General features: G+C 68.1%; 19 protein-coding genes. 11 read left to right on the top strand and 8 right to left on the bottom strand.

Features of this window, described 5'->3' with window-relative positions; genetic code table 11:
• The first annotated feature begins 25 nt into the window (after positions 1-25).
• Complete coding sequence (locus tag ACFWUU_RS03155) at positions 26-463, top strand: NAD-dependent epimerase/dehydratase family protein (protein ID WP_380172241.1); 438 nt, start codon at positions 26-28, stop codon at positions 461-463.
• A 12-nt stretch (positions 464-475) separates the two neighbouring features.
• A complete protein-coding gene (locus ACFWUU_RS03160) occupies positions 476-859 on the top strand; it encodes a TIGR03618 family F420-dependent PPOX class oxidoreductase (RefSeq protein ID WP_380172243.1) in 384 nt (127 codons plus the stop codon).
• Between the two features lie 465 nt (positions 860-1324).
• Here ACFWUU_RS03160 and dusB read toward each other — a convergent pair whose 3' ends face one another.
• The 4 genes from dusB to ACFWUU_RS03180 form a co-directional block, all read right to left on the bottom strand.
• Entirely contained in the window at positions 1325-2446 is a 1122-nt protein-coding gene (gene dusB, locus ACFWUU_RS03165) for a tRNA dihydrouridine synthase DusB (protein ID WP_380172245.1), read from the bottom strand.
• Positions 2446-3126, bottom strand: coding sequence for a hypothetical protein (locus ACFWUU_RS03170; RefSeq protein ID WP_380172247.1), 681 nt, complete (start codon positions 3124-3126; stop codon positions 2446-2448). Before ACFWUU_RS03170 ends, dusB begins: the two co-directional genes overlap by 1 nt.
• A gap of 2 nt (positions 3127-3128) precedes the next feature.
• Positions 3129-4514, bottom strand: a complete 1386-nt coding sequence (locus tag ACFWUU_RS03175) for a glycine--tRNA ligase (protein ID WP_380172249.1) — start codon at positions 4512-4514, stop codon at positions 3129-3131.
• A gap of 81 nt (positions 4515-4595) precedes the next feature.
• Positions 4596-4889, bottom strand: a complete 294-nt coding sequence (locus tag ACFWUU_RS03180) for an antibiotic biosynthesis monooxygenase family protein (protein ID WP_380172251.1) — start codon at positions 4887-4889, stop codon at positions 4596-4598.
• Between the two features lie 33 nt (positions 4890-4922).
• Here ACFWUU_RS03180 and ACFWUU_RS03185 point away from each other — a divergent pair, with 33 nt between their 5' ends.
• Complete coding sequence (locus tag ACFWUU_RS03185) at positions 4923-5219, top strand: DUF6703 family protein (protein WP_137253858.1); 297 nt, start codon at positions 4923-4925, stop codon at positions 5217-5219.
• Here the strand turns inward: ACFWUU_RS03185 and ACFWUU_RS03190 are convergent, their stop codons facing one another.
• Positions 5220-5762: a TetR/AcrR family transcriptional regulator gene (locus ACFWUU_RS03190; RefSeq protein WP_137253857.1), complete on the bottom strand. Its 543-nt coding sequence runs from the start codon at positions 5760-5762 to the stop codon at positions 5220-5222.
• A 95-nt stretch (positions 5763-5857) separates the two neighbouring features.
• On the opposite strand from ACFWUU_RS03190, the gene ACFWUU_RS03195 reads away from it, so the two are divergent.
• Positions 5858-7078 carry an FAD-dependent monooxygenase gene (locus tag ACFWUU_RS03195; protein ID WP_380172253.1) on the top strand — a complete coding sequence of 407 codons (1221 nt, stop codon included), beginning with the start codon at positions 5858-5860 and terminating at the stop codon, positions 7076-7078.
• On the opposite strand, the gene eboE is transcribed toward ACFWUU_RS03195, so the two are convergent.
• Together eboE and ACFWUU_RS03205 are read right to left on the bottom strand one after the other, a co-directional pair.
• Positions 7034-8176 carry a metabolite traffic protein EboE gene (gene eboE / locus ACFWUU_RS03200; RefSeq protein ID WP_380172255.1) on the bottom strand — a complete coding sequence of 381 codons (1143 nt, stop codon included), beginning with the start codon at positions 8174-8176 and terminating at the stop codon, positions 7034-7036. The genes ACFWUU_RS03195 and eboE overlap by 45 nt on opposite strands.
• Before the next feature lie 104 nt (positions 8177-8280).
• A complete protein-coding gene (locus ACFWUU_RS03205) occupies positions 8281-9450 on the bottom strand; it encodes a YibE/F family protein (RefSeq protein ID WP_380172257.1) in 1170 nt (389 codons plus the stop codon).
• Between the two features lie 182 nt (positions 9451-9632).
• Here ACFWUU_RS03205 and ACFWUU_RS03210 point away from each other — a divergent pair, with 182 nt between their 5' ends.
• The 4 genes from ACFWUU_RS03210 to ACFWUU_RS03225 are packed head-to-tail and all read left to right on the top strand — an operon-like array spanning position 9633 to position 12783.
• On the top strand, positions 9633-10577 hold the full coding sequence (locus ACFWUU_RS03210) for a metal ABC transporter substrate-binding protein (protein WP_380172259.1): 945 nt from the start codon (positions 9633-9635) through the stop codon (positions 10575-10577).
• Entirely contained in the window at positions 10574-11338 is a 765-nt protein-coding gene (locus ACFWUU_RS03215) for a metal ABC transporter ATP-binding protein (protein ID WP_380172261.1), read from the top strand. The genes ACFWUU_RS03210 and ACFWUU_RS03215 overlap by 4 nt, the downstream gene beginning before the upstream one ends.
• Positions 11335-12339 carry a metal ABC transporter permease gene (locus ACFWUU_RS03220; protein ID WP_380172263.1) on the top strand — a complete coding sequence of 335 codons (1005 nt, stop codon included), beginning with the start codon at positions 11335-11337 and terminating at the stop codon, positions 12337-12339. The genes ACFWUU_RS03215 and ACFWUU_RS03220 overlap by 4 nt, the downstream gene beginning before the upstream one ends.
• Positions 12340-12393: 54 nt before the next feature.
• Positions 12394-12783 carry a Fur family transcriptional regulator gene (locus tag ACFWUU_RS03225; protein ID WP_233714633.1) on the top strand — a complete coding sequence of 130 codons (390 nt, stop codon included), beginning with the start codon at positions 12394-12396 and terminating at the stop codon, positions 12781-12783.
• A 64-nt stretch (positions 12784-12847) separates the two neighbouring features.
• On the opposite strand, the gene ACFWUU_RS03230 is transcribed toward ACFWUU_RS03225, so the two are convergent.
• A complete protein-coding gene (locus ACFWUU_RS03230) occupies positions 12848-13540 on the bottom strand; it encodes an alpha/beta fold hydrolase (protein ID WP_380172265.1) in 693 nt (230 codons plus the stop codon).
• 100 nt (positions 13541-13640) lie between these two features.
• Between ACFWUU_RS03230 and ACFWUU_RS03235 the strand changes: the two genes are divergently transcribed.
• Genes ACFWUU_RS03235 through ACFWUU_RS03245 form a run of 3 tightly spaced genes read left to right on the top strand, consistent with a single transcriptional unit; the run spans position 13641 to position 17849 of the window.
• Positions 13641-16295, top strand: coding sequence for an AAA family ATPase (locus tag ACFWUU_RS03235; protein ID WP_380172267.1), 2655 nt, complete (start codon positions 13641-13643; stop codon positions 16293-16295).
• 42 nt (positions 16296-16337) lie between these two features.
• Positions 16338-16814 (top strand): MerR family transcriptional regulator, encoded by a 477-nt coding sequence (locus tag ACFWUU_RS03240; protein ID WP_380172269.1) that lies wholly within the window; start codon positions 16338-16340, stop codon positions 16812-16814.
• Between the two features lie 60 nt (positions 16815-16874).
• Complete coding sequence (locus ACFWUU_RS03245) at positions 16875-17849, top strand: aldo/keto reductase (RefSeq protein ID WP_380172271.1); 975 nt, start codon at positions 16875-16877, stop codon at positions 17847-17849.
• Positions 17850-17878: the final 29 nt, after the last annotated feature.

Raw genomic sequence — 17878 nt, forward strand, 5'->3', positions numbered from 1 at the left:
CGCCTTCAAGAAGGCCGTCGAGCCCGTGACGACCCACAGCCTCGCCGGAACCGGCATCCACCCGATCGTGCTCCGAATCGGCTCGACGTGGGGCCCGCTGATGGACCCGGAGTCGATCTTCAACCCGATCCCGCCGTACGTCAGCGCCGTACTCCGCGGCGAAACCCCCACTCCCCTACCCGCCAACGCCGGCGGCGACTGGTGCTACGCGCCGGACATGGGCCGCGCGATCGCGTCTCTAGTCAACGCCGAGGCCCTCAACCACACCACCTACAACGTCTCCAATGGCACGCCCTTCACGTACGCCGACGCCGCCGACCAGCTCTCCGTCGAGCCCGGCGGCGAAACCAGTCCACACCTGGGCATCGCCCGCCTGACAACGGAAACCGGCTTCACCCCCACCTTCACCTTCCCCGAAGCCGTCGCCCACTACATCACCTGGCGAACCACCAACCCCCGCTGAAAGGCCCCGCCCATGCTCGACCCCACCATCCGCCGCGTCCTAGCCGGCCCCGCCTTCGCCCACCTGGCAACAACCCTCCCCGACGGTTCCCCTCACAGCACCCCGGTGTACGCCGGCACCCGAGGCAACCAGATCGTCATCTTCACCGGCCCCCGAATGCAGAAGGCCCGCAACCTACGCCGCGATCCCCGCCTCGCCCTGTCGATCGTCCCCGCCGACAACCCCTTCGAACCGATCGCCATCCGCGGGCGTGTGATCGAGTGGATCGAGGGCGACAAGGCGTGGGAGATCATCGACCAATTGGTCGCGAAGTACATAGACATCAAGTACCCCCGCGACCACGAGCGGGTCGTCATCGTCGTAGAACCCGACCACCAGAAGGTCGGCATGAGCTGACCAGTCGACAGGTAGTTGCCCTCAGCATCTAGATGCTGGCAGGCGTCGATGGCTTAGCCCCACTGGCCGGCGGCTCGGAGGCAACAGTCCTGGCGCGTTCCAGGGTCGAGCGCGGGAGGAAACCACGCTCACTCGAACGACACCTCATCATCCCAACCACATGGTGGTGGGCGGCCGGGCAACCACCCGCACGCCAGACACGACGTGCTCCCCCACCTCATTTGGGTGGGCGGACGGGCAACCACACGCCGGCAATCACATCGTCCCTCACCACATTTGAGTGGGTGGGCGGGAAGTCAACATCCGCCCTGGCGATCGCCTTCGTCCTCATCCGATGAGAGCGGTCCGGCGAACCGGCGATCATCTGCACCAGATGGGTCGGCCGGAGCACGATCCGCGCCGCCGAAGGCGGCCAATCGACCAGTCGCCGCGAAGCGGTGTCCTTTGGCCGGTGTCCTTCAGCTGTTAGCCGCCGGAGACGCCGATCTCGGCTTCGGCTAGGTCCGTGGACAGGCCGTCGGTGTCGTCTAGCCAACCCTGGGGTAGGACGACGTGGTCTCGGGGGCTGCCTTGGCGGCCTCGGGGGGCGCCTAGTTCGGCTACTGGGAAGGGGACGGTGGGGTCTAGTTGGGCTAGGAGTTCGTCCAGGTGGGTGAGGGTGTCGACCATGCCCAGGGCGGCGCGGAGTTCGCCGCCCGCCGGGAAGCCCTTCAGGTACCAGGGGACGTGTTTGCGGAAGTCGCGTAGCCCGCGCTGCTCGCCCATCAGCTCGGCCAGCAGTTCGGCGTGGCGGCGCATCACGACGGCGACTTCGCCGAGGGTCGGTAGGTTCAGCGCCTCGCCGCCGGCGAAGGCGACGGCCAGGTCGCGGAACAACCACGGGCGCCCCAAACACCCGCGCCCGACAATCACCCCGGCACAGCCGGTCTCTGCGACCATCCGGAGGGCGTCGCCGGCTTCCCAGATGTCGCCGTTGCCGAGCACGGGAATCGACACGTGCTCCACCAGCGCGGCGATCGTCGACCAGTCCGCCTGACCGGAGTACGCCTGGGCCGCCGTACGCCCGTGCAGACCGATCGCGGCCGCGCCCGACTCCTCCGCGATCTGCCCAGCATCCAAATAGGTCTGGTGCGAGTGGTCGATCCCGATCCGCGTCTTCATCGTCACGGGTACGCCGTACGGCGTCGCCGCGTGGACCGCGGAGCGGAGGATCGCGCCGAGCAGGTTCCGCTTCCACGGCAGCGCGGCACCGCCACCCTTGCGGGTCACCTTCGGCACCGGGCAGCCGAAGTTCAGATCGATGTGCGCGACACGGTAGGCATCACAAAGGATCTGCACAGCACGCCCGATGAACACCGGGTCAACGCCGTAGAGCTGCACCGACCGCACCGTCTCGGAGTCGGCGAACGTCAGCATGTCCAATGACTTCTGGTCACCCTCGACGATCCCGCGGGACGTGATCATCTCGCAGACGTAGAGGCCCGCACCCTGCTCCGCGCACAGCTGCCGGTACGCCGCGTTCGTGATGCCCGCCATCGGCGCCAGCACCACCGGCGTGTCGATCGTGAGCCCGCCCAGCTGCAACATCAGGCCTTCGCCACCAGCACCTGGCCGTTGCCGGAAACCTGTGCTTTATAAGGCTGTACGGCGTTCGCCGTCGTCGTCACGTCGCACGCGATCCCCGCGTCGGAATGCTTGACCACGGCAACATCATCCATCGTGCAGGTGACCTTCGCGGCATCGGCGGCCGACCGCTGCACGGCGTCGACGACCTTCGCGCGAACGATCGCGACCGAGTCCGACGTGAACTTGTACGACGCCGAGTACTGCTTCGCGTCGACCGTCAACGTGCCGCTGTACGACTTCCCGGCGTACGTCACGGTGCAGGTGAGCTCGTGCTGGCCCGCGGTTTCGACCTTGTCGATGCCGGGGCACTTCACCGTCGTGGTGGCTGCCTTGCCGGCCGCGATCTGCGCCTGCTTGGAGATCGCGAACGTGATCCGCGAGGCCAACGGCGCATCGCTCGCCGGCTCGCCGGTCACCTTCGGCGTCGGCCACGGCTTCGACGGCGTCGGCAGCGGGGTCAGCGAAGGCGTTGAAGCGGTCGGGATCGGGGCGCTGGACGGCGCGCTGGCGGAGGAAGACGCGGACGGCGAGCTCCCGGCCGAAGGCTTGCTGTCCGAGCAAGCAGACAACAAGAACACCGCCAGCGCAGACAACCCGAAGACGGCCAGCCCGAAGCGAACCCGATCCCGCGACAGCCTCATCCTCAGCAACCCACCAGATGCTGCGCGAGGTACCCGGTGACCTCGGTCAACGCGACCCGCTCCTGCTTCATCGAGTCGCGCTCCCGGATCGTCACGGCCTGGTCCTCGAGCGTGTCGAAGTCGACGGTGATGCAGTACGGCGTACCGATCTCGTCCTGCCGCCGGTACCGGCGGCCGATCGCGCCGGCGTCGTCGAAGTCGACGTTCCAACTCTTCCGCAGCTCGGCGGCCAGGTCGCGTGCCTTCGGGGACAGGTCGGCGTTGCGGGACAGCGGGAGCACGGCGGCCTTGACCGGCGCGAGCCGCGGGTCGAACCGCAGTACCGTGCGCTTGTCCACCCCGCCCTTCGCGTTCGGCGCCTCGTCCTCGGTGTACGCATCGAGCAGGAACGCGAGCACGTTGCGGGTCAGCCCGGCCGCGGGCTCGATCACGTACGGCGTCCAGCGCTCGCCCTTCTCCTGGTCGAAGTACGACAGGTCGGCGCCGGAGTGCTTGGAGTGCGTGGACAGGTCGAAGTCGGTGCGGTTCGCGATGCCCTCGAGCTCGTCGAACTCCTTGCCGCCGAAGTTGAACCGGTACTCGATGTCGACGGTGCGCTTCGAGTAGTGGCTGAGCTTCTCCTTCGGGTGCTCGTAGAACCGCATGTTGTCCGGGTTCAGACCGAGGCCGGTGTACCAGTCCCAGCGGGCCTTCAGCCAGTACTCGTGCCAGTCCTCGTCGGTGCCGGGCTCGACGAAGAACTCCATCTCCATCTGCTCGAACTCGCGGGTCCGGAAGATGAAGTTGCCCGGCGTGATCTCGTTGCGGAAGCTCTTGCCGACCTGGGCGATACCGAACGGCGGCTTCTTCCGGGCGGTGCCCATCACGTTCGCGAAGTTGATGAAGATGCCCTGCGCGGTCTCCGGGCGGAGGTAGTGCAGGCCCTCCTCGGACTCGACCGGGCCGAGGTAGGTCTTCAGCAGGCCGTTGAACATCCGCGGCTCGGTGAACGTGCCCTTGTTACCGCAGTTCGGGCAGGCGATCTCGGCCAGCTTGACGTCGTCGAGGTCCTTGTTCTTCCGGCGGGCGAAGTCCTCGCGGAGGTGGTCGTCGCGGAACCGCTTGTGGCAGGACTGGCACTCGGTCAGCGGGTCGACGAACTCGGCCAGGTGGCCGGAGGCCTCCCAGACCTGCGTCGGCAGGATCACCGAGGAGTCGAGGCCGACGATGTCGTCGCGGCCGGTCACCATCGTCCGCCACCACTGGGTCCGGACGTTGTTCTTCAGCTCGACCCCGAGCGGTCCGTAGTCCCAGGCCGACTTGGTACCGCCGTAGATCTCGCCGCAGGGATACACGAAGCCTCTCCGCTTGCTGAGGCTGACGACGGCATCGACGGTTTCCACGGGCACTTTTCGACTCCAGAACAGGCACAGGTGAAGCTACGGAAAGGTCCAGGCTATCGGTCCTTGGTGGCCGCCATCGAATCCGTGCTAGGTCAGCAAATCCCCGGGCCAGTCCTCGTACGCCGTCGGCTCGTCGATCGCCTCCGACAACAGCGGCACCGCTGCCACTTTCACGTCGTACGGCGACAACGCCCGCCGGTAACTCCCGACGTTCACGAACTCCAGGTCCAGCGCCAGCAACTCCGGGTCATCCACGTTCCGGCCGACCCGGGCCGAGACGAACCCCTTCTGCTGCGAAAGCACGTCGACCGCGGCCTTCACCCGCTCCGCGAACTCGGCCTGCGAGGACTCCGCCACCCGGAACCTGATCACCACGAACACGGGCCCAACCATAGGACCTGGAACAATAGAGGTATGAGCACCCCCAGCAGTCCGTTGCGGCAGCGGATCACGAAGGTCAGTTATCCGTATGTGGCAAAGCTGCACGCCGCGCCGAAGTTGACGTTGCCGGGGATCACCCTGGTGCTCGCACTGGCCGGAGTGTTCGCTCCGGTGGTGATCGGAGTGCCGGCGCTGGTGCTGCTGGCGTTGTTGCTGGGGTGGCTGGCGTTCCTGTCGTGGCCGGCGGTGACCGGCGGGCCGAAGTTCCTGCGGCTGTTCTCGATTCTCGTCATTCTGTTGTTCGCGGTGTCGCGGATCGCAAACGGCTGATCAAGGCCGGCCGAGGCTGTCGTACGCCGCTTCGACCGCGGCCTCACGCAGCTCCGACACCGGATCGTGGTCGAGCATGACCGCGCAGTCCGACAGGCCGCCCAGCGCGACCATGCAGCGCACCACATCCGACAGCGACGGGTTGGTGCCGATCAGCAGCTCCGCCAGCGCGCCGCGCCATTCAATGAAGCGTTCGGCCAGTTTGAGCTCGTGCAGCACCGAGAGGTCGCGGATCGCGAGCTGGATCAGCGCGCGGTGCCGGTAGGCGAGATCGAAGTACGAGCCGAGGAGCTCGCGCGGCGCGATCGGGGCGGCGGCCTGCTGTGCGGCGGCGTACGCCTCGAAGTCGGCGATCAACGGCTCGACCAGGCTGTTCAGCAGATCCTCGCGGGACGCGAAGTGGTAGTACAGCGCCGGCTTGGTCACCCCGAGCCTGTCGGCGATGTCGCGCAGGCTGGTCTGCTGCAGGCCCTGCTCGGCGAACAGGTCCAGCGCGGCCTGCTGGATCCGCGCCCGGGTGTCCCCGGTCCGTTGTCTCGGCATACCCCGAAGATTAACTGACCTTCCGGTAAGTAAGCCATTGACATCGCCGGGCGCGTTTGCTTACCTTCCGTTAAGTAAACAAAAGGGGGTTCGCGATGAAGGTCCTGATCTCGGGTGGCAGCGTGGCCGGTCCGGTGCTCGCGCACTGGTTGCACCGCTACGGTTTCGAGCCGACGATCGTCGAGCGCACGCCCGAACTGCGGCACGGCCTCGGCGGTCACGCCGTCGACCTGTTCAGCTCGGCCGCCGAGGTGACCCGCTGGATGGGCTGCTGGGACGCGATCGACGCGGCCCGCACCCGGATCGAGTCGATGACCATGGAGCGGTTCGGCCGGCGCCCTGTCGAGGTCGATCTCAGCCGGATGTACGCCGGGATCTCGAGCAGCCACGTGGAGATCCTGCGCGGCGAGCTGACGAGGATCCTGTACGACGCCTCGCGCGACTCGGCGGAGTACATCTTCGGCGATTCGATCGTTAGCCTGGACGACGACGGCCTCGGTGTCGACGTCACGTTCGAGTCCGGCAGGCAACGCCGCTTCGACCTGGTCATCGGCGCCGACGGCCTGCACTCGAACGTGCGCCGGCTCGCATTCGGGCCGGAGGAACCGCTGCGCCGCTGGCTCGGTGGTTACCTCGCCGTCTTCTCGATGCCGGACATCTTCGACGTCGGCAACCACACCCTCGCGCATCTGTCGGTCGACAAGCTCGTCGGCATCTATGGCGTGCACCAGACCGGCCAGACCCGCAGCGGCTTCCTGTTCCGTACGCCGCACGAGCTGCACTACGACTACCGCGACAAGGACGAGCAGAAGGCCTTGCTGGTAAGGGAGTTCAGCAACTACGGCTGGAAGGTGCCTCAGCTGCTGGAGCACCTGGAGTCGGCCGAGGACTTCTACTTCGACTCGATCGCACAGATCACCCTGGACACGTGGAGCACCGGCCGTATCGGACTGGTCGGCGACGCGGGCTATTGCCCCGGCCCAGCGGTCGGCGGCGGGACCAGTCTGGCCGTCATCACGGCGTACGTCCTGGCCGGCGAGCTGGCGAAGGCACGCGACGATCTGGCGTCCGGGCTGAAGAGCTACGAGCGGATCATCAGGCCGCTGGTTGACCAGAGTCGGCGGATCGGTCCGAAGTTGATGGGCACGATCATCCCGGGCAGCCTGCTGGCACTGCGGCTGATGCCGTTCGCCGCTGCATCGCTGGCGAAGCTGCCGACAGGAGTGCAGCGCCTCATCTGGTCGCAGAACGCTGTGGGCAAGACGCTCAGCTCAGTGGACCTCGTCCAGCCCCAGGTCGGTCAGGCAGCCGCGTAGACACGCCAACTCCTTGGTGATCCGTTTGACCACGGAGTGTCGACCACGCGGCCAGGCGTACACCTCGGACTCCAGATGGTGCGTGAGTGGATGACCTCCACCGACCAGTCTGGTCAAACAGTCGTCCAGTACTCCGGTTGTCACGCTCAACCCGTCCGGCGGCGCAGTGTGGGCCGGAAGGTGCGTGTGCATCCGCCAGGCCGCGTGCCCGGACAGCTCATACGCCTGCGCCACGTCATCCACGCCCGGCCCGCCCCACTCGCGCACCTGACGCAGGTACTTCGGTGTGCCGAGCTGACCGAGCACGTACCGAGCCGCCGCATCAGACGGGTCCACCAGCGTCGGCGCGACGGACAACTGCCCTTTGACCACATCGACACCCGCCCGCCACAGCATCTGGAACACATCCGCCGGCTCCTCGAACTGCACGGCCAGATGGCACGCATCCAATCCCAGCCCGATGCGCGACGTACCGCCGTACGGGCTGGAGTAGCGGTCCAGCCACGCAGCCGCCTGGCCGACCATTTCGAGGACGCAGCCGGGCTCGGTCTCGACGGAGAGCCGGATCGTCCGGCCGGTCCTCGTCTCGGTGCGGGCGAGGTGCTGCTCGACCCGGTCGAAGGCCTCGCGTGCGGCGCGATTGCGTGCCTTCGACCACGGCACGCGCCAGGCAAGCGGCACGGTCGAGATCGAGCCGTACGACGCATCCGCGGGGAGCAGCTCGGCGAGTACGTCGACCAGGTCGAGGGTGTAGCGAAGGCGCTCCGGGTCGGTCCAGTCCGGGCAGTACAGCTTGGTGCCGACGATCTTGTCGGTGAAGTGCGAGTGCGGCGTGCCGTTCAGCGTGACGACCTCGAGCCGATTGCGCTGCAGCGATCGGCGGAGCTTGCTGAGCGAAGCCGGCGAGTTCGCGAGCCGATCGGCCAGCTGGTGCGGGAACCACAGCCCGACCCCGAGCACAGGTACGTCGAGGGCCGCGCGCACCGGGCCGGCGCAGTCGTCGAGACCGGCGATCAGCTCGTCCAGCTCACCGGCCGGATGCACGGTCGCGCAGTACCCCAGATGGACGATCGAACCATCCCGATGACGGAATCTCATCAGCGCTCCTCACCCCGTTAGGCCACCGAAGGTAATTGCGGGCGGACTCTCCGTGACCTATCAGCACTCTAGGAGTCTGACGGCCTGGGCGGAAGGGCTGATTTTCAGTTGGTGATGTGTTCGGGTTCGGCAACCAGTTCGCGAGAGCGGTCCGCGACGGCCATCGCGGCGAGCGCGGTGGTGAGCGGTACGGCGGCGATGATGCCGAGGCTGCCGACGAGACCGCGGACGATCTCCATCGCGACCGACTCCTGGGACAGGACCGCACGGCCGGGCAGGTCCTGGATGGCGAAGACCAGCAGCACCGGCAACGCTGCCCCGGCGTACGCGAGGACGAGGGTGTTGACCACCGAGGCGACGTGCGTGCGGCCGATGCGCAGGCCGGCGGCGACGAGCTCACGGCGGTTGGCGGTCGGGTTCGCCGCCGACAACTCCCAGACGGCCGCCGCCTGGGTGACGGTGACGTCGTCCAGTACGCCGAGTGCGCCGATCACCATGCCCGCGACCAGCAGGCCGGTGAGGTCGATGTCGGGCACCAAGGACTTGGCACCCGACGCGCCCTCGGACGCCAGTCCACTCAGCTGGCAGAACTTGGTGAAGAACCAGCCGAGCAAGACCGTCAGCCCGAGTGCGACCACCGTCCCGGACAATGCGATCGAACTCTCGGCATTGATCCCGTGCGTGAGGAACAACGCGATCGCCATGATCACCGTGCCGCCGACGACCGCGACCAGCAGCGCGTTCTCGCCATGGAGGATCGCCGGGAGGATGAACTGAGTCAGCATGACCGCTGTCACTGCCAGCGCGATCAGCGCCGCGAACCCTCGCCAACGTGACAGTGCGACGACTGCCACGGCGAAGATCGCGGCCAGCACCAACAGCGAGTTGGTCCGGTCGTGGTCGACGTACGAGTACCGCTCGGCGAGCGTCGGCGCGTCCTGCACCCCGAGCATGATCGACTGGCCGACCTTCACCGGGATCGACGTCTGATTGGCCGGCGGGACCTCGACCGGGATCACCTTGCCCTTGTCGGGGCCGCTGGTGAGCTTGACCGTCGCCTGGTCGCACTGGGCCGGGGTTCCGGCTTTCGGGGCCGGGCACGGTTTGATCGCCGTGACCTCGCCGCGAGCTGTCTGGGTCTGGTACGACGCGACCTTCACGTCGCCGTTGGGCCACATGACGATCATGCCGACGACGGCGGCGAGGAGCAGCGGGATCAGCACCGCGGCGACCACGATGCGGACCCGGCGGGCGACGATCGCATCGTCGTTCACTACTGAGGTGTCGACCACGTGGTCGCCGTGACCGTGCCCATGACCGTGTCCGTGGCCCTGGGGAATTTCCAGCTTCCGGCGCCGGTTGCTCCGGTGGTCTGCGCGCCGACGCCCGACGTTGCGGCTGGCCAAAGTGACTCCTTGTTTTGACAACCAGTTCCAATAAAATGAAAATGATTGTCATGAGATCAGGTCTTCGAGCTATTGTCGCCGGTGCCGTCGTCACGGCGACACTCGCCCTGGCCGGATGCGGTGGCCCGTCGGCCACCGGCGCCGCGGACGGGAAGCTCGACGTCGTGACCTCGTTCTACCCGCTCGAGTTCATCGCTCGCACGGTGGGTGGCGACGCCGTGCACGTGACCACCCTGACCGCACCGGGTGTCGAGCCGCACGACCTGGAGCTGACCCCCAAGCAGGTCGGATCGATGGTCGAGGCGAAGGTCGTGATCTACGAGAAGAAGCTGCAGCCGGCCGTCGACGAGGCCGTCGACCAGAACGCGCAGGACGCCGGCTTCGACGTCTCGCCGGCCGCCCAACTGGAGGCGACGGGCGCCGACTTCGAAGAGCACGGCGAAGGCGCGGCGCCGGCCGCCCACAAGGAGGACGCGCTCGACCCGCACTTCTGGCTCGACCCGGTGCGGTATGCCGAGGTCGTCAAGGCGGTCGAGGAGAAGCTGGTCAGCGTCGACGGCGCCAACGCCGCCGGGTACCACGAGCGCGCCCAGGCCCTGCTCGGTCAGATCAGCAAGCTCGACGCGCAGTACAAGACCGGTCTGACCGACTGCAAGCTGAACACGTTCGTGACGAGTCACGAGGCGTTCGCGTACCTGGCGAAGCGATACGGTCTGACGATGGTCGGGATCGCCGGGTTCACGCCGGACGCCGAGCCGACGCCGAGCCGGATCAAGGAGGTCCAGGACATCGTGAAGGCCCAGAACGTGACGACGATCTTCTACGAGGAGCTGGTCAGTCCGAAGGTGGCCGACACGATCGCGAACGACGTCGGCGTCAAGACCGCCGTGCTCAGCCCGATCGAGGGCCTGTCCGACGCCAACTCCAAGGAAACGTACCTGACCCTCATGCAGCAGAACCTGCAGGAACTGCGGACGGCGAACGGCTGCAAATGACACCTGACGACTCCCCCAAGGCCGTCCAGGTCTCCGATCTTTCGGTGGATCTGGGCGGTCGGCTCGTGCTTCGGGGTATCGATCTACGGATCCGGCAGGGCGAGGTCGTCGCCGTGCTCGGGACCAACGGGTCCGGCAAGTCCACGCTGATCAAGACCATCGTCGGCCTGCTGCCGGCGGCTCGCGGCGAGGTGCGACTGTTCGGTAGTCCGGTCCCCCGCTTCCGCCAGTGGCGCCGCGTCGGGTACGTACCGCAGCGCATCACCGCGGCAGGCGGCGTACCGGCGACGGTGTACGAGGTGGTCTCGTCGGGCCTGCTCTCCAAGCGGCGACTGTTCAGCCCGCTCGGGGCGGACGGCAAGCTGGCGATCGAGCAGGCGCTCGAGGTCGTCGACATGGCCGACCGGCGCAAGGATGCGGTCGCTGAATTGTCCGGCGGGCAGCAGCAGCGGGTCCTGATCGCACGGGCGCTGGTGTCCGACCCGGAGCTGCTGATCCTCGACGAGCCGACCGCCGGCGTGGATCTGGCCAGTCAGCAGATCTTCGCCGACGCGGTCCGGGACCGGGTCGCCAGCGGTACGACGGTCGTGATGGTGAGCCACGATCTCGGCCCGATGGGCGCGCTGATCGACCGCTCGGTCGTGATGCGCCGCGGCCGCATCGTGTACGACGGGCCGCCGCACGCCTCGCAGACCCACGCCCACGTCCACCACTCACACACCGACGACATCGACGACGGAGCGGGGTGGACACCTTCATGAGCATGTTCGAGCTCGCGTTCATGCAGCGGGCGCTGATCGCCGGCCTGCTGACCGGACTGTCCGCCCCGGCCATCGGGACCTACCTGGTGCAGCGGCGGCTGTCGCTGATGGGTGACGGCATCGGCCACATCGCGATCACAGGGGTCGCACTCGGTCTGCTCACCGGGACTGCGCCGGTCCTGACCGCCGTACTCGTATCGATCGCCGGTGCGACCGCTATCGAGCTGGTCCGGGCGCGCGGCAAGGCCACTGGCGACGTGGCGCTCGCCCTGCTGTTCTACGGCGGTATCGCCGGCGGTGTGCTGCTCATCGGGCTGGCTGGGCAAGGTGCAGCCACCCTGAACACCTATCTGTTCGGTTCACTCACCACTGTGTCGCAGAGCGACCTGTACGTCGTCGTTGGCTTGGCCGTGGCCGTGCTGGTCGTGGCGATCGGCCTGGGACCGCAGCTGTTCGCGGTATGCCAGGACGAGGAGTTCGCCCGTACGACAGGACTCCGGGTGCAACTGCTCAACCTGGTGATCGCAGTGATGGCCGCGGTGACGGTGACCGTGGCGATGCGGACCGTGGGCCTGCTGCTGGTCAGTGCGCTGATGGTGGTCCCGGTGGCGACAGCGCAGCAGGTGACGCGCTCGTTCCGCAGTACGTTCGTCACTGCGTGCATCATCGGGGTGCTGGCGTGTCTGGCCGGGATCGTCACGTCGTACAACGCGAATGTGGCTCCGGGCGCGACCATCGTCGTACTGGCGCTGGCCGGGTTCGTGGTGGCGGCCACGGTCGGGACGCTGCTGCGCCGGCGGTCCGGGCGTGCGCGTCCGCTCGCGGACGAGGAGCCGGAGGTCGGCGTGCCAGCGCCTGAGCCGCATGTGGTGAGTGCCGGGCACCCGCACGCACACAACCAGGTCTGCGGTCACAAGAAGGTCGAACACGGTGACCACGTGGACTATGTGCACGACGGGCACCTGCACGCGGCACACGGGGATCACTGGGATGAGCACTGACACTTGCTGACTTCTGAGAGAATTGGGCGTGGTGATGAGATGACAGGAGGAACGGTGGCTATCGGAACACGCTCGACCCGTCAGCGCGCGGCGGTCGCGCAAGCGCTTGACAAGCTCGACGAATTCCGGACCGCCCAGGAGATCCACCAGGACCTCCGGTCCGCCGGTGAGAACGTCGGTCTGACCACTGTCTACCGGACCCTGCAGGCGCTCGCGGACTCCAGCGAGGTCGACGTACTGCGCAACGCCGACGGCGAAACGGCGTACCGGCGCTGCTCGAAGGGTCATCACCACCACCTGGTCTGCCGCAACTGCGGGCGGACCGTCGAGGTCGAGGGACCGGCCGTGGAGCGCTGGGCCGACAAGGTCGCCGCCGAGCACGGGTACGCCGACATCAGCCACACCCTCGAGATCTTCGGCACCTGCCAGGACTGCCAGGCCTGAGCCTGGACCGCCGGGCCCCGGGCCTGAGCCGCCGGCAAGGCTCGGCCGGCGGCCGCTCAGCTGATCAGTGCACGCCCTCCGCGGCGGTGCGGATCAGGTCGGTGACCTCGTCGGGGTGCGAGACCATCGCGACGTGGCCCGACTCGACCTCGACCGTGGTCGCGCCCATCCGGCCGGCGAACTGGCGCTCGGCGTCCGGCGGGATCGCCTCGTCGCCCTTCGCGACCAGGTACCAGGTCGGCATCGATTTCCACGCCGGTACGCCCATCACGTCGGTGAACGTCGACCCGGCGAGCGGCTGCTGCACGGCGTACAGGACCCTGGCCTTGGCGGGCTCAAGGTCGCCGGCGAAATGGCCGACGAAGTCGTCCTCGGACAGCCAGTTGAACCCTTGCTGGTCGGTGAACAGGTGGACGAGCGCCGCCGGTGTCGGCCCCTGGGACAGCAGCGCGCCGAGCGCCTCGCCGTTGTCCAGGGCGAACGCGGCGATGTAGACAAGGCCGACCACGTTCGGCGCCTCGGTGCCGAGCGCGGTGACGATCTGACCGCCGTACGAGTGCCCGGCGACGATCGTCGGACCGTCCTGGAGTTCCAGTACTTGCCGCAGTCGAGCGACATCGTCGGCGAGTGACGTCAGCGGGAACTGCGGAGCGGTCACCCGGTACCCGTCCGCCTGCAGCCGTTCGATGACGCCGCTCCAGCACGAGCCGTCGGCCCAGGCGCCGTGCACGAGGACGATGTTCGGTCGGTTGTCCATCTCGGTAGGTCCTTTCATCGCAGTCTTGAGTTCATGCTTGCGAGCCGGCCGCGATCAGGGGTATCCGCACGTTGACTGATCCCGGTGGGAGACTGCTCAAGTGGCTCCCACTCGCATCGGGGTGATCGGACGGGACACTGAGCTGTCCCAGCTCGCGCAACTCGTTGCCGCACCCCACACCGCGCCACGCGTACAAGTGCTGCTCGGCGATCCCGGCCTGGGCAAGACAGCACTCATGGCCGACGTGACCGAGCGGGCGCACACGGCGGGCCGCCGTGTACTCAGCGTCGTCGGCCGCGAGTCGGAGCGAGATCTCGCGTACGCCGGTCTGCACCAGCTGCTCCGCCCGGTGCTCGACGTCGTCCCGAAGCTCCCGAACCGCCAGGCACAGGCGCTGCTCGGTGCGTTCGCGCTGACCGACGAACCGGTCCCGGCGGACAGCCTGCTGACAGGAATCGCCGTACTCACGTTGTTGTCGCTCGTCGCCGAGACCACTCCGCTGCTTGTCGCCGTCGACGACGCTCAGTGGCTGGATCGCGCGTCGCTGGACAGTCTCTCGTTCGCTGCACGTCGGCTGGACTCCGAACCGCTCGTCATGTTGATCGCCGCCCGCGGGGCGACGGCTCCGCCAGGGTTCGACTTCGCAGAGCTCCGCCTGCAGCCGTTGGGTCCTGCGGACGCCAGGCTGCTGCTCGATCAGCTGCCGCATCCACCACGCGAGCGGGCGCGAGAACAGGTCCTCGCCCAGGCCGCCGGCAATCCGCTCGCACTGATCGAACTGTCGAAGGCGATCGCCGCCGACCCAGGTGCCGGCCGGCGTTGGGCGGCCGAACCGTTGCCGCTGACCGACCGGCTGCGCAGTGTGCTCGCCGCACAGGTCGCCGTACTGCCTGAGTCGACGCGTACGGCGCTGCTGCTGGCCGCAGTCGCCGACAGTCCGGAGCTGGCGTTGCAGGTGCCCGGTCTGGAGGCTCTTGCTCCCGCTGAGCGGGCCGGGCTGATCCGGGTGGACGGCTCGGGGCCTCAGTTCACGCACCCGCTGGTGCGTGCCGCCGTCTATCACTCGGTGCCCTTTGCCGAGCGGGCCGCGGCTCATGCGCGGATCGCCGATGCGCTGGTCGATCAGCCGGATCGGCACGCCTGGCATCGTGCGGCGGCGGCGCTCGAACCGGACGAGAAGCTCGCGGCGCTGTTGGAGGCGACTGCCGCGCAGACACAGCAGCGTGGCGGTGCTGCCGCGGCGGCGCGAGCGTTGGAGCGGGCGGCCGAGCTGAGCCCGTCGGAGGGCGAACGGGCTCGGCGGCTGTTGACGGCGGCCGGGCTGGCGTTGTCGAGCGGCCAAGCGGACTGGGTCGAGGACCTCGCTGCGCGAGCACTCGCGTTGACCGCCGATCCGTCGGTGCGGATTGCTGCTCAGCAGTTGATCGGCTGGGCGTTGGTCTGGTCCAACCAGCACGGCGCCGCGTTGTCGACGCTGCTCATGGTCTCGTCGGAGGCGGCGGCGCGGCAGCCGGCGATCGCCTGGGATGCGATCGCGTTGGCTGCGACGGTTGCGTACCAGTCGGGTGATCCGGGCGATCGGTCCGCCGTACTCGACGGGTTGAAGGTGTTGCCGCCCGGTGAGGTTGTGCCTCGGCTCTGGGCGTGGGCTTGTGTGGAGCCGTCGGCGGAGCTCGTCGGTGAGCTGGATCGGCTCGGGAAGGTCAGTGATCCGGGCATGGCCGGCGCGGCCGCGTGGTTGCTCGACGCAACGGAACTCGCGGTGAAGTTGTTGCGCGAGGCACTCAGTCGGCTGCGCGAACCCGGGATGCGGGGCGGAAGCGGCGCGGCGCTGTCGGCGTTGCAATGGGCCTGTATCGACAGCGGCCGCTGGGACGAGGCGCTCGCGGCTGGCCGAGAGGCGTACGACGCCGCTTTGGCATACCAAATGGAGACCGTTGCCGCGTCGGCCGATCTGAGTACGGCGACGGTGCTGGCGTTCCGCGGTGAGGCCGCCGAAGCGCGACGGTTGTTGGCCAGGGCAACGAAGGCCGCGGATCAGCGGGAGTACCGGTCGGTGGCCGCGCGGGCGTTCCATGCGGCGGGGATGGCGGCATTCGGTGCGGGCAACTACAGCTCGGCGTACACCGAGCTGCGGCGGCTCTTCTCCGATGCCGGTGAGCCATTGCATCACCACGTGTCCTACCTGGCGATCGCCGACCTGGCCGCGGCCGCCGTCCGGGCCGAACGCGCCCCCGAGGTTCATGCTCTCGTCGAGAACGCAGTGGCGATGGGCCCGCGTCAACAGCAGTTGGTCGCACGAGCCCGGGCGCTCATCGGCCAACCGGAGTGGTTCGAGCAAGCGCTGGCCGATCCCGCGGGCGAGCAGTGGCCGTTCGAGCGGGCGCTGCTCCGGCTCGACTACGGCGAGTGGCTCCGGCGGCAACGACGCATCAACGACGCCAAGCCAGTCCTCGCCGCCGCGCTGGAAACCTTCCGCCGACTCGGGGCGGTCCCCTGGACCCGCCGTACCGAGACCGAACTCCGCGCGTGCGGCGTGGCCGAGCCGCTCACCCCGACCACCATCACCGATGCCCTGGCCGAACTCACCGCACAGCAGCGCGAGATCGTCCTCCTCGCCGCCCGCGGCCTGACCAACGCCGAGATCGGCGACCGCCTCTTCCTCTCCCCGCGAACCATCGCCTCGCACCTCTACCGCGCCTACCCCAAGCTCGGCATCTCCGGCCGGCACCAGCTGCACAACTTGATCGGTTGAGAGTTTGCCTTTGAGTGCGCTCTAAGGCGTACGGTCGAAGACATGAACGCGACCGAGCTGCTCACGGACCGCCGTACCGCCATCGCGGCACACCACCCGGAGCTGGAACCGATCGACCCGGACCTGCTCTGCCTGCTCGAGCTCCCGGACGATCTGCCCGAGCAGCTGTCGATCGCCGAGGCCGCCGAGCTCACCGGCCTCACCGCCCACACCCTGCGGTACTACGAGCGGATCGGTCTGCTCGAGGTAGGCCGGGACGCGGCCGGCTACCGCAGCTACGACCGGCGGGCGATGGCGCGGATCGTGTTCATCAGCCGGCTGCGTGCCTCCGGAATGCCGATCGGCACACTCAGCCACTACCTGGCGCTGGTGCAGGAGGGCGACCACACCGCACCCCAGCGGCTCGCCCTGATGCAGGAGCACCGCGCCAAGATCCACCGGCAGCTGCGTGATCTGCAGCTCGCCCTCGCAGTGACCGACTACAAGATCGACGTGTACGGCGGCACTGCCACTCCGTAACTTTTCCGCGCTCACCTCGGGGTACCCGGGCGGAGCCATGCCAACTTCTGGGAGATTCTGATGAAACTGGGTAGTCAAGGCGCCGAGGTCAGCCGGCTCGGACTCGGCTGCATGGGAATGAGCTATGCGTACGGCGCAGCCGACGACAACGAGTCCGTCGCCACCCTGCACCGCGCGCTCGACCTCGGCATCACGTTCCTCGACACCGCCGACCTGTACGGCTTCGGCGCGAACGAGGAGCTGGTCGGCGCGGCGATCGCCGACCGCCGGGACGAGGTGTTCCTGGCGACGAAGTTCGGGATCACGGGTGACGGGCGCGACCCGTCGAAGCGCGGCGTGAACGGGACGCCGGAGTACGTTCGGTCCGCGATCGACGCGTCGCTGCAGCGGCTGGGCGTGGACCACGTCGACCTGTACTACCAGCACCGCATGGATCCCGCCGTACCGGTCGAGGAGACGGTCGGGGCGATGGCTTCGCTGGTCGAGGCGGGCAAGGTTCGGTACCTCGGGTTGTCGGAGGCGTCGGCGGAGACGATCCGGCGGGCGCACGCCGTACATCCGATCACCGCCGTGCAGAGCGAGTGGTCGCTGTTCAGCCGGGACATCGAGGAGTCGGTACTGCCGACCTGTCGCGAGCTGGGCATCGGGGTCGTGCCGTACTCGCCGCTCGGTCGCGGCATGCTCACCGGCGCGCTGCCGTCGGAGCTTCCGGCCGACGACTTCCGCCGTACCCTGCCGCGGTTCTCCGGAGACAACCTCGACGCGAACCTGGCGCTGGTCGAGGAGATCCGCTCGGTGGCGGCTCGGTACGACGCCACGCCGGGCCAGGTCGCACTCGCCTGGGTGCTTGCGCAGGGCAACTATGTCGCGCCGATCCCGGGGACGAAGCGGCGCAAGTACCTGGAGGAGAACGCGGCGGCGGTCACCCTGTCGTTGACCGCGGAGGATGTGGCCGGGCTGTCGAAGCTGACCCCGGTCGGCCTGCGCTACCCGGATATGAACTGGGTTGCCGGGGAGACGGCCCCGCAGAACTGATAAACTGACGACAGTAAGCCTTCCGTACC

Origin of the sequence: Kribbella sp. NPDC058693 (assembly GCF_042715335.1) — a bacterium.
In the GTDB taxonomy this organism is placed as follows: Bacteria; Actinomycetota; Actinomycetes; order Propionibacteriales; family Kribbellaceae; genus Kribbella; species Kribbella jiaozuonensis.

What these genes read in the sequence shown, in the direction of transcription:
- dusB (WP_380172245.1), bottom strand. Translation starts at nt 2,446, where the DNA reads ATGTTGCAGCTGGGCGGGCTCACGATCGACACGCCGGTGGTGCTGGCG.
- ACFWUU_RS03160 (WP_380172243.1), top strand. Translation starts at nt 476, where the DNA reads ATGCTCGACCCCACCATCCGCCGCGTCCTAGCCGGCCCCGCCTTCGCC.
- ACFWUU_RS03230 (WP_380172265.1), bottom strand. Translation starts at nt 13,540, where the DNA reads ATGGACAACCGACCGAACATCGTCCTCGTGCACGGCGCCTGGGCCGAC.
- ACFWUU_RS03215 (WP_380172261.1), top strand. Translation starts at nt 10,574, where the DNA reads ATGACACCTGACGACTCCCCCAAGGCCGTCCAGGTCTCCGATCTTTCG.
- ACFWUU_RS03195 (WP_380172253.1), top strand. Translation starts at nt 5,858, where the DNA reads ATGAAGGTCCTGATCTCGGGTGGCAGCGTGGCCGGTCCGGTGCTCGCG.
- eboE (WP_380172255.1), bottom strand. Translation starts at nt 8,176, where the DNA reads ATGAGATTCCGTCATCGGGATGGTTCGATCGTCCATCTGGGGTACTGC.
- ACFWUU_RS03185 (WP_137253858.1), top strand. Translation starts at nt 4,923, where the DNA reads ATGAGCACCCCCAGCAGTCCGTTGCGGCAGCGGATCACGAAGGTCAGT.
- ACFWUU_RS03210 (WP_380172259.1), top strand. Translation starts at nt 9,633, where the DNA reads ATGAGATCAGGTCTTCGAGCTATTGTCGCCGGTGCCGTCGTCACGGCG.
- ACFWUU_RS03240 (WP_380172269.1), top strand. Translation starts at nt 16,338, where the DNA reads ATGAACGCGACCGAGCTGCTCACGGACCGCCGTACCGCCATCGCGGCA.
- ACFWUU_RS03245 (WP_380172271.1), top strand. Translation starts at nt 16,875, where the DNA reads ATGAAACTGGGTAGTCAAGGCGCCGAGGTCAGCCGGCTCGGACTCGGC.
- ACFWUU_RS03220 (WP_380172263.1), top strand. Translation starts at nt 11,335, where the DNA reads ATGAGCATGTTCGAGCTCGCGTTCATGCAGCGGGCGCTGATCGCCGGC.
- ACFWUU_RS03190 (WP_137253857.1), bottom strand. Translation starts at nt 5,762, where the DNA reads ATGCCGAGACAACGGACCGGGGACACCCGGGCGCGGATCCAGCAGGCC.
- ACFWUU_RS03170 (WP_380172247.1), bottom strand. Translation starts at nt 3,126, where the DNA reads ATGAGGCTGTCGCGGGATCGGGTTCGCTTCGGGCTGGCCGTCTTCGGG.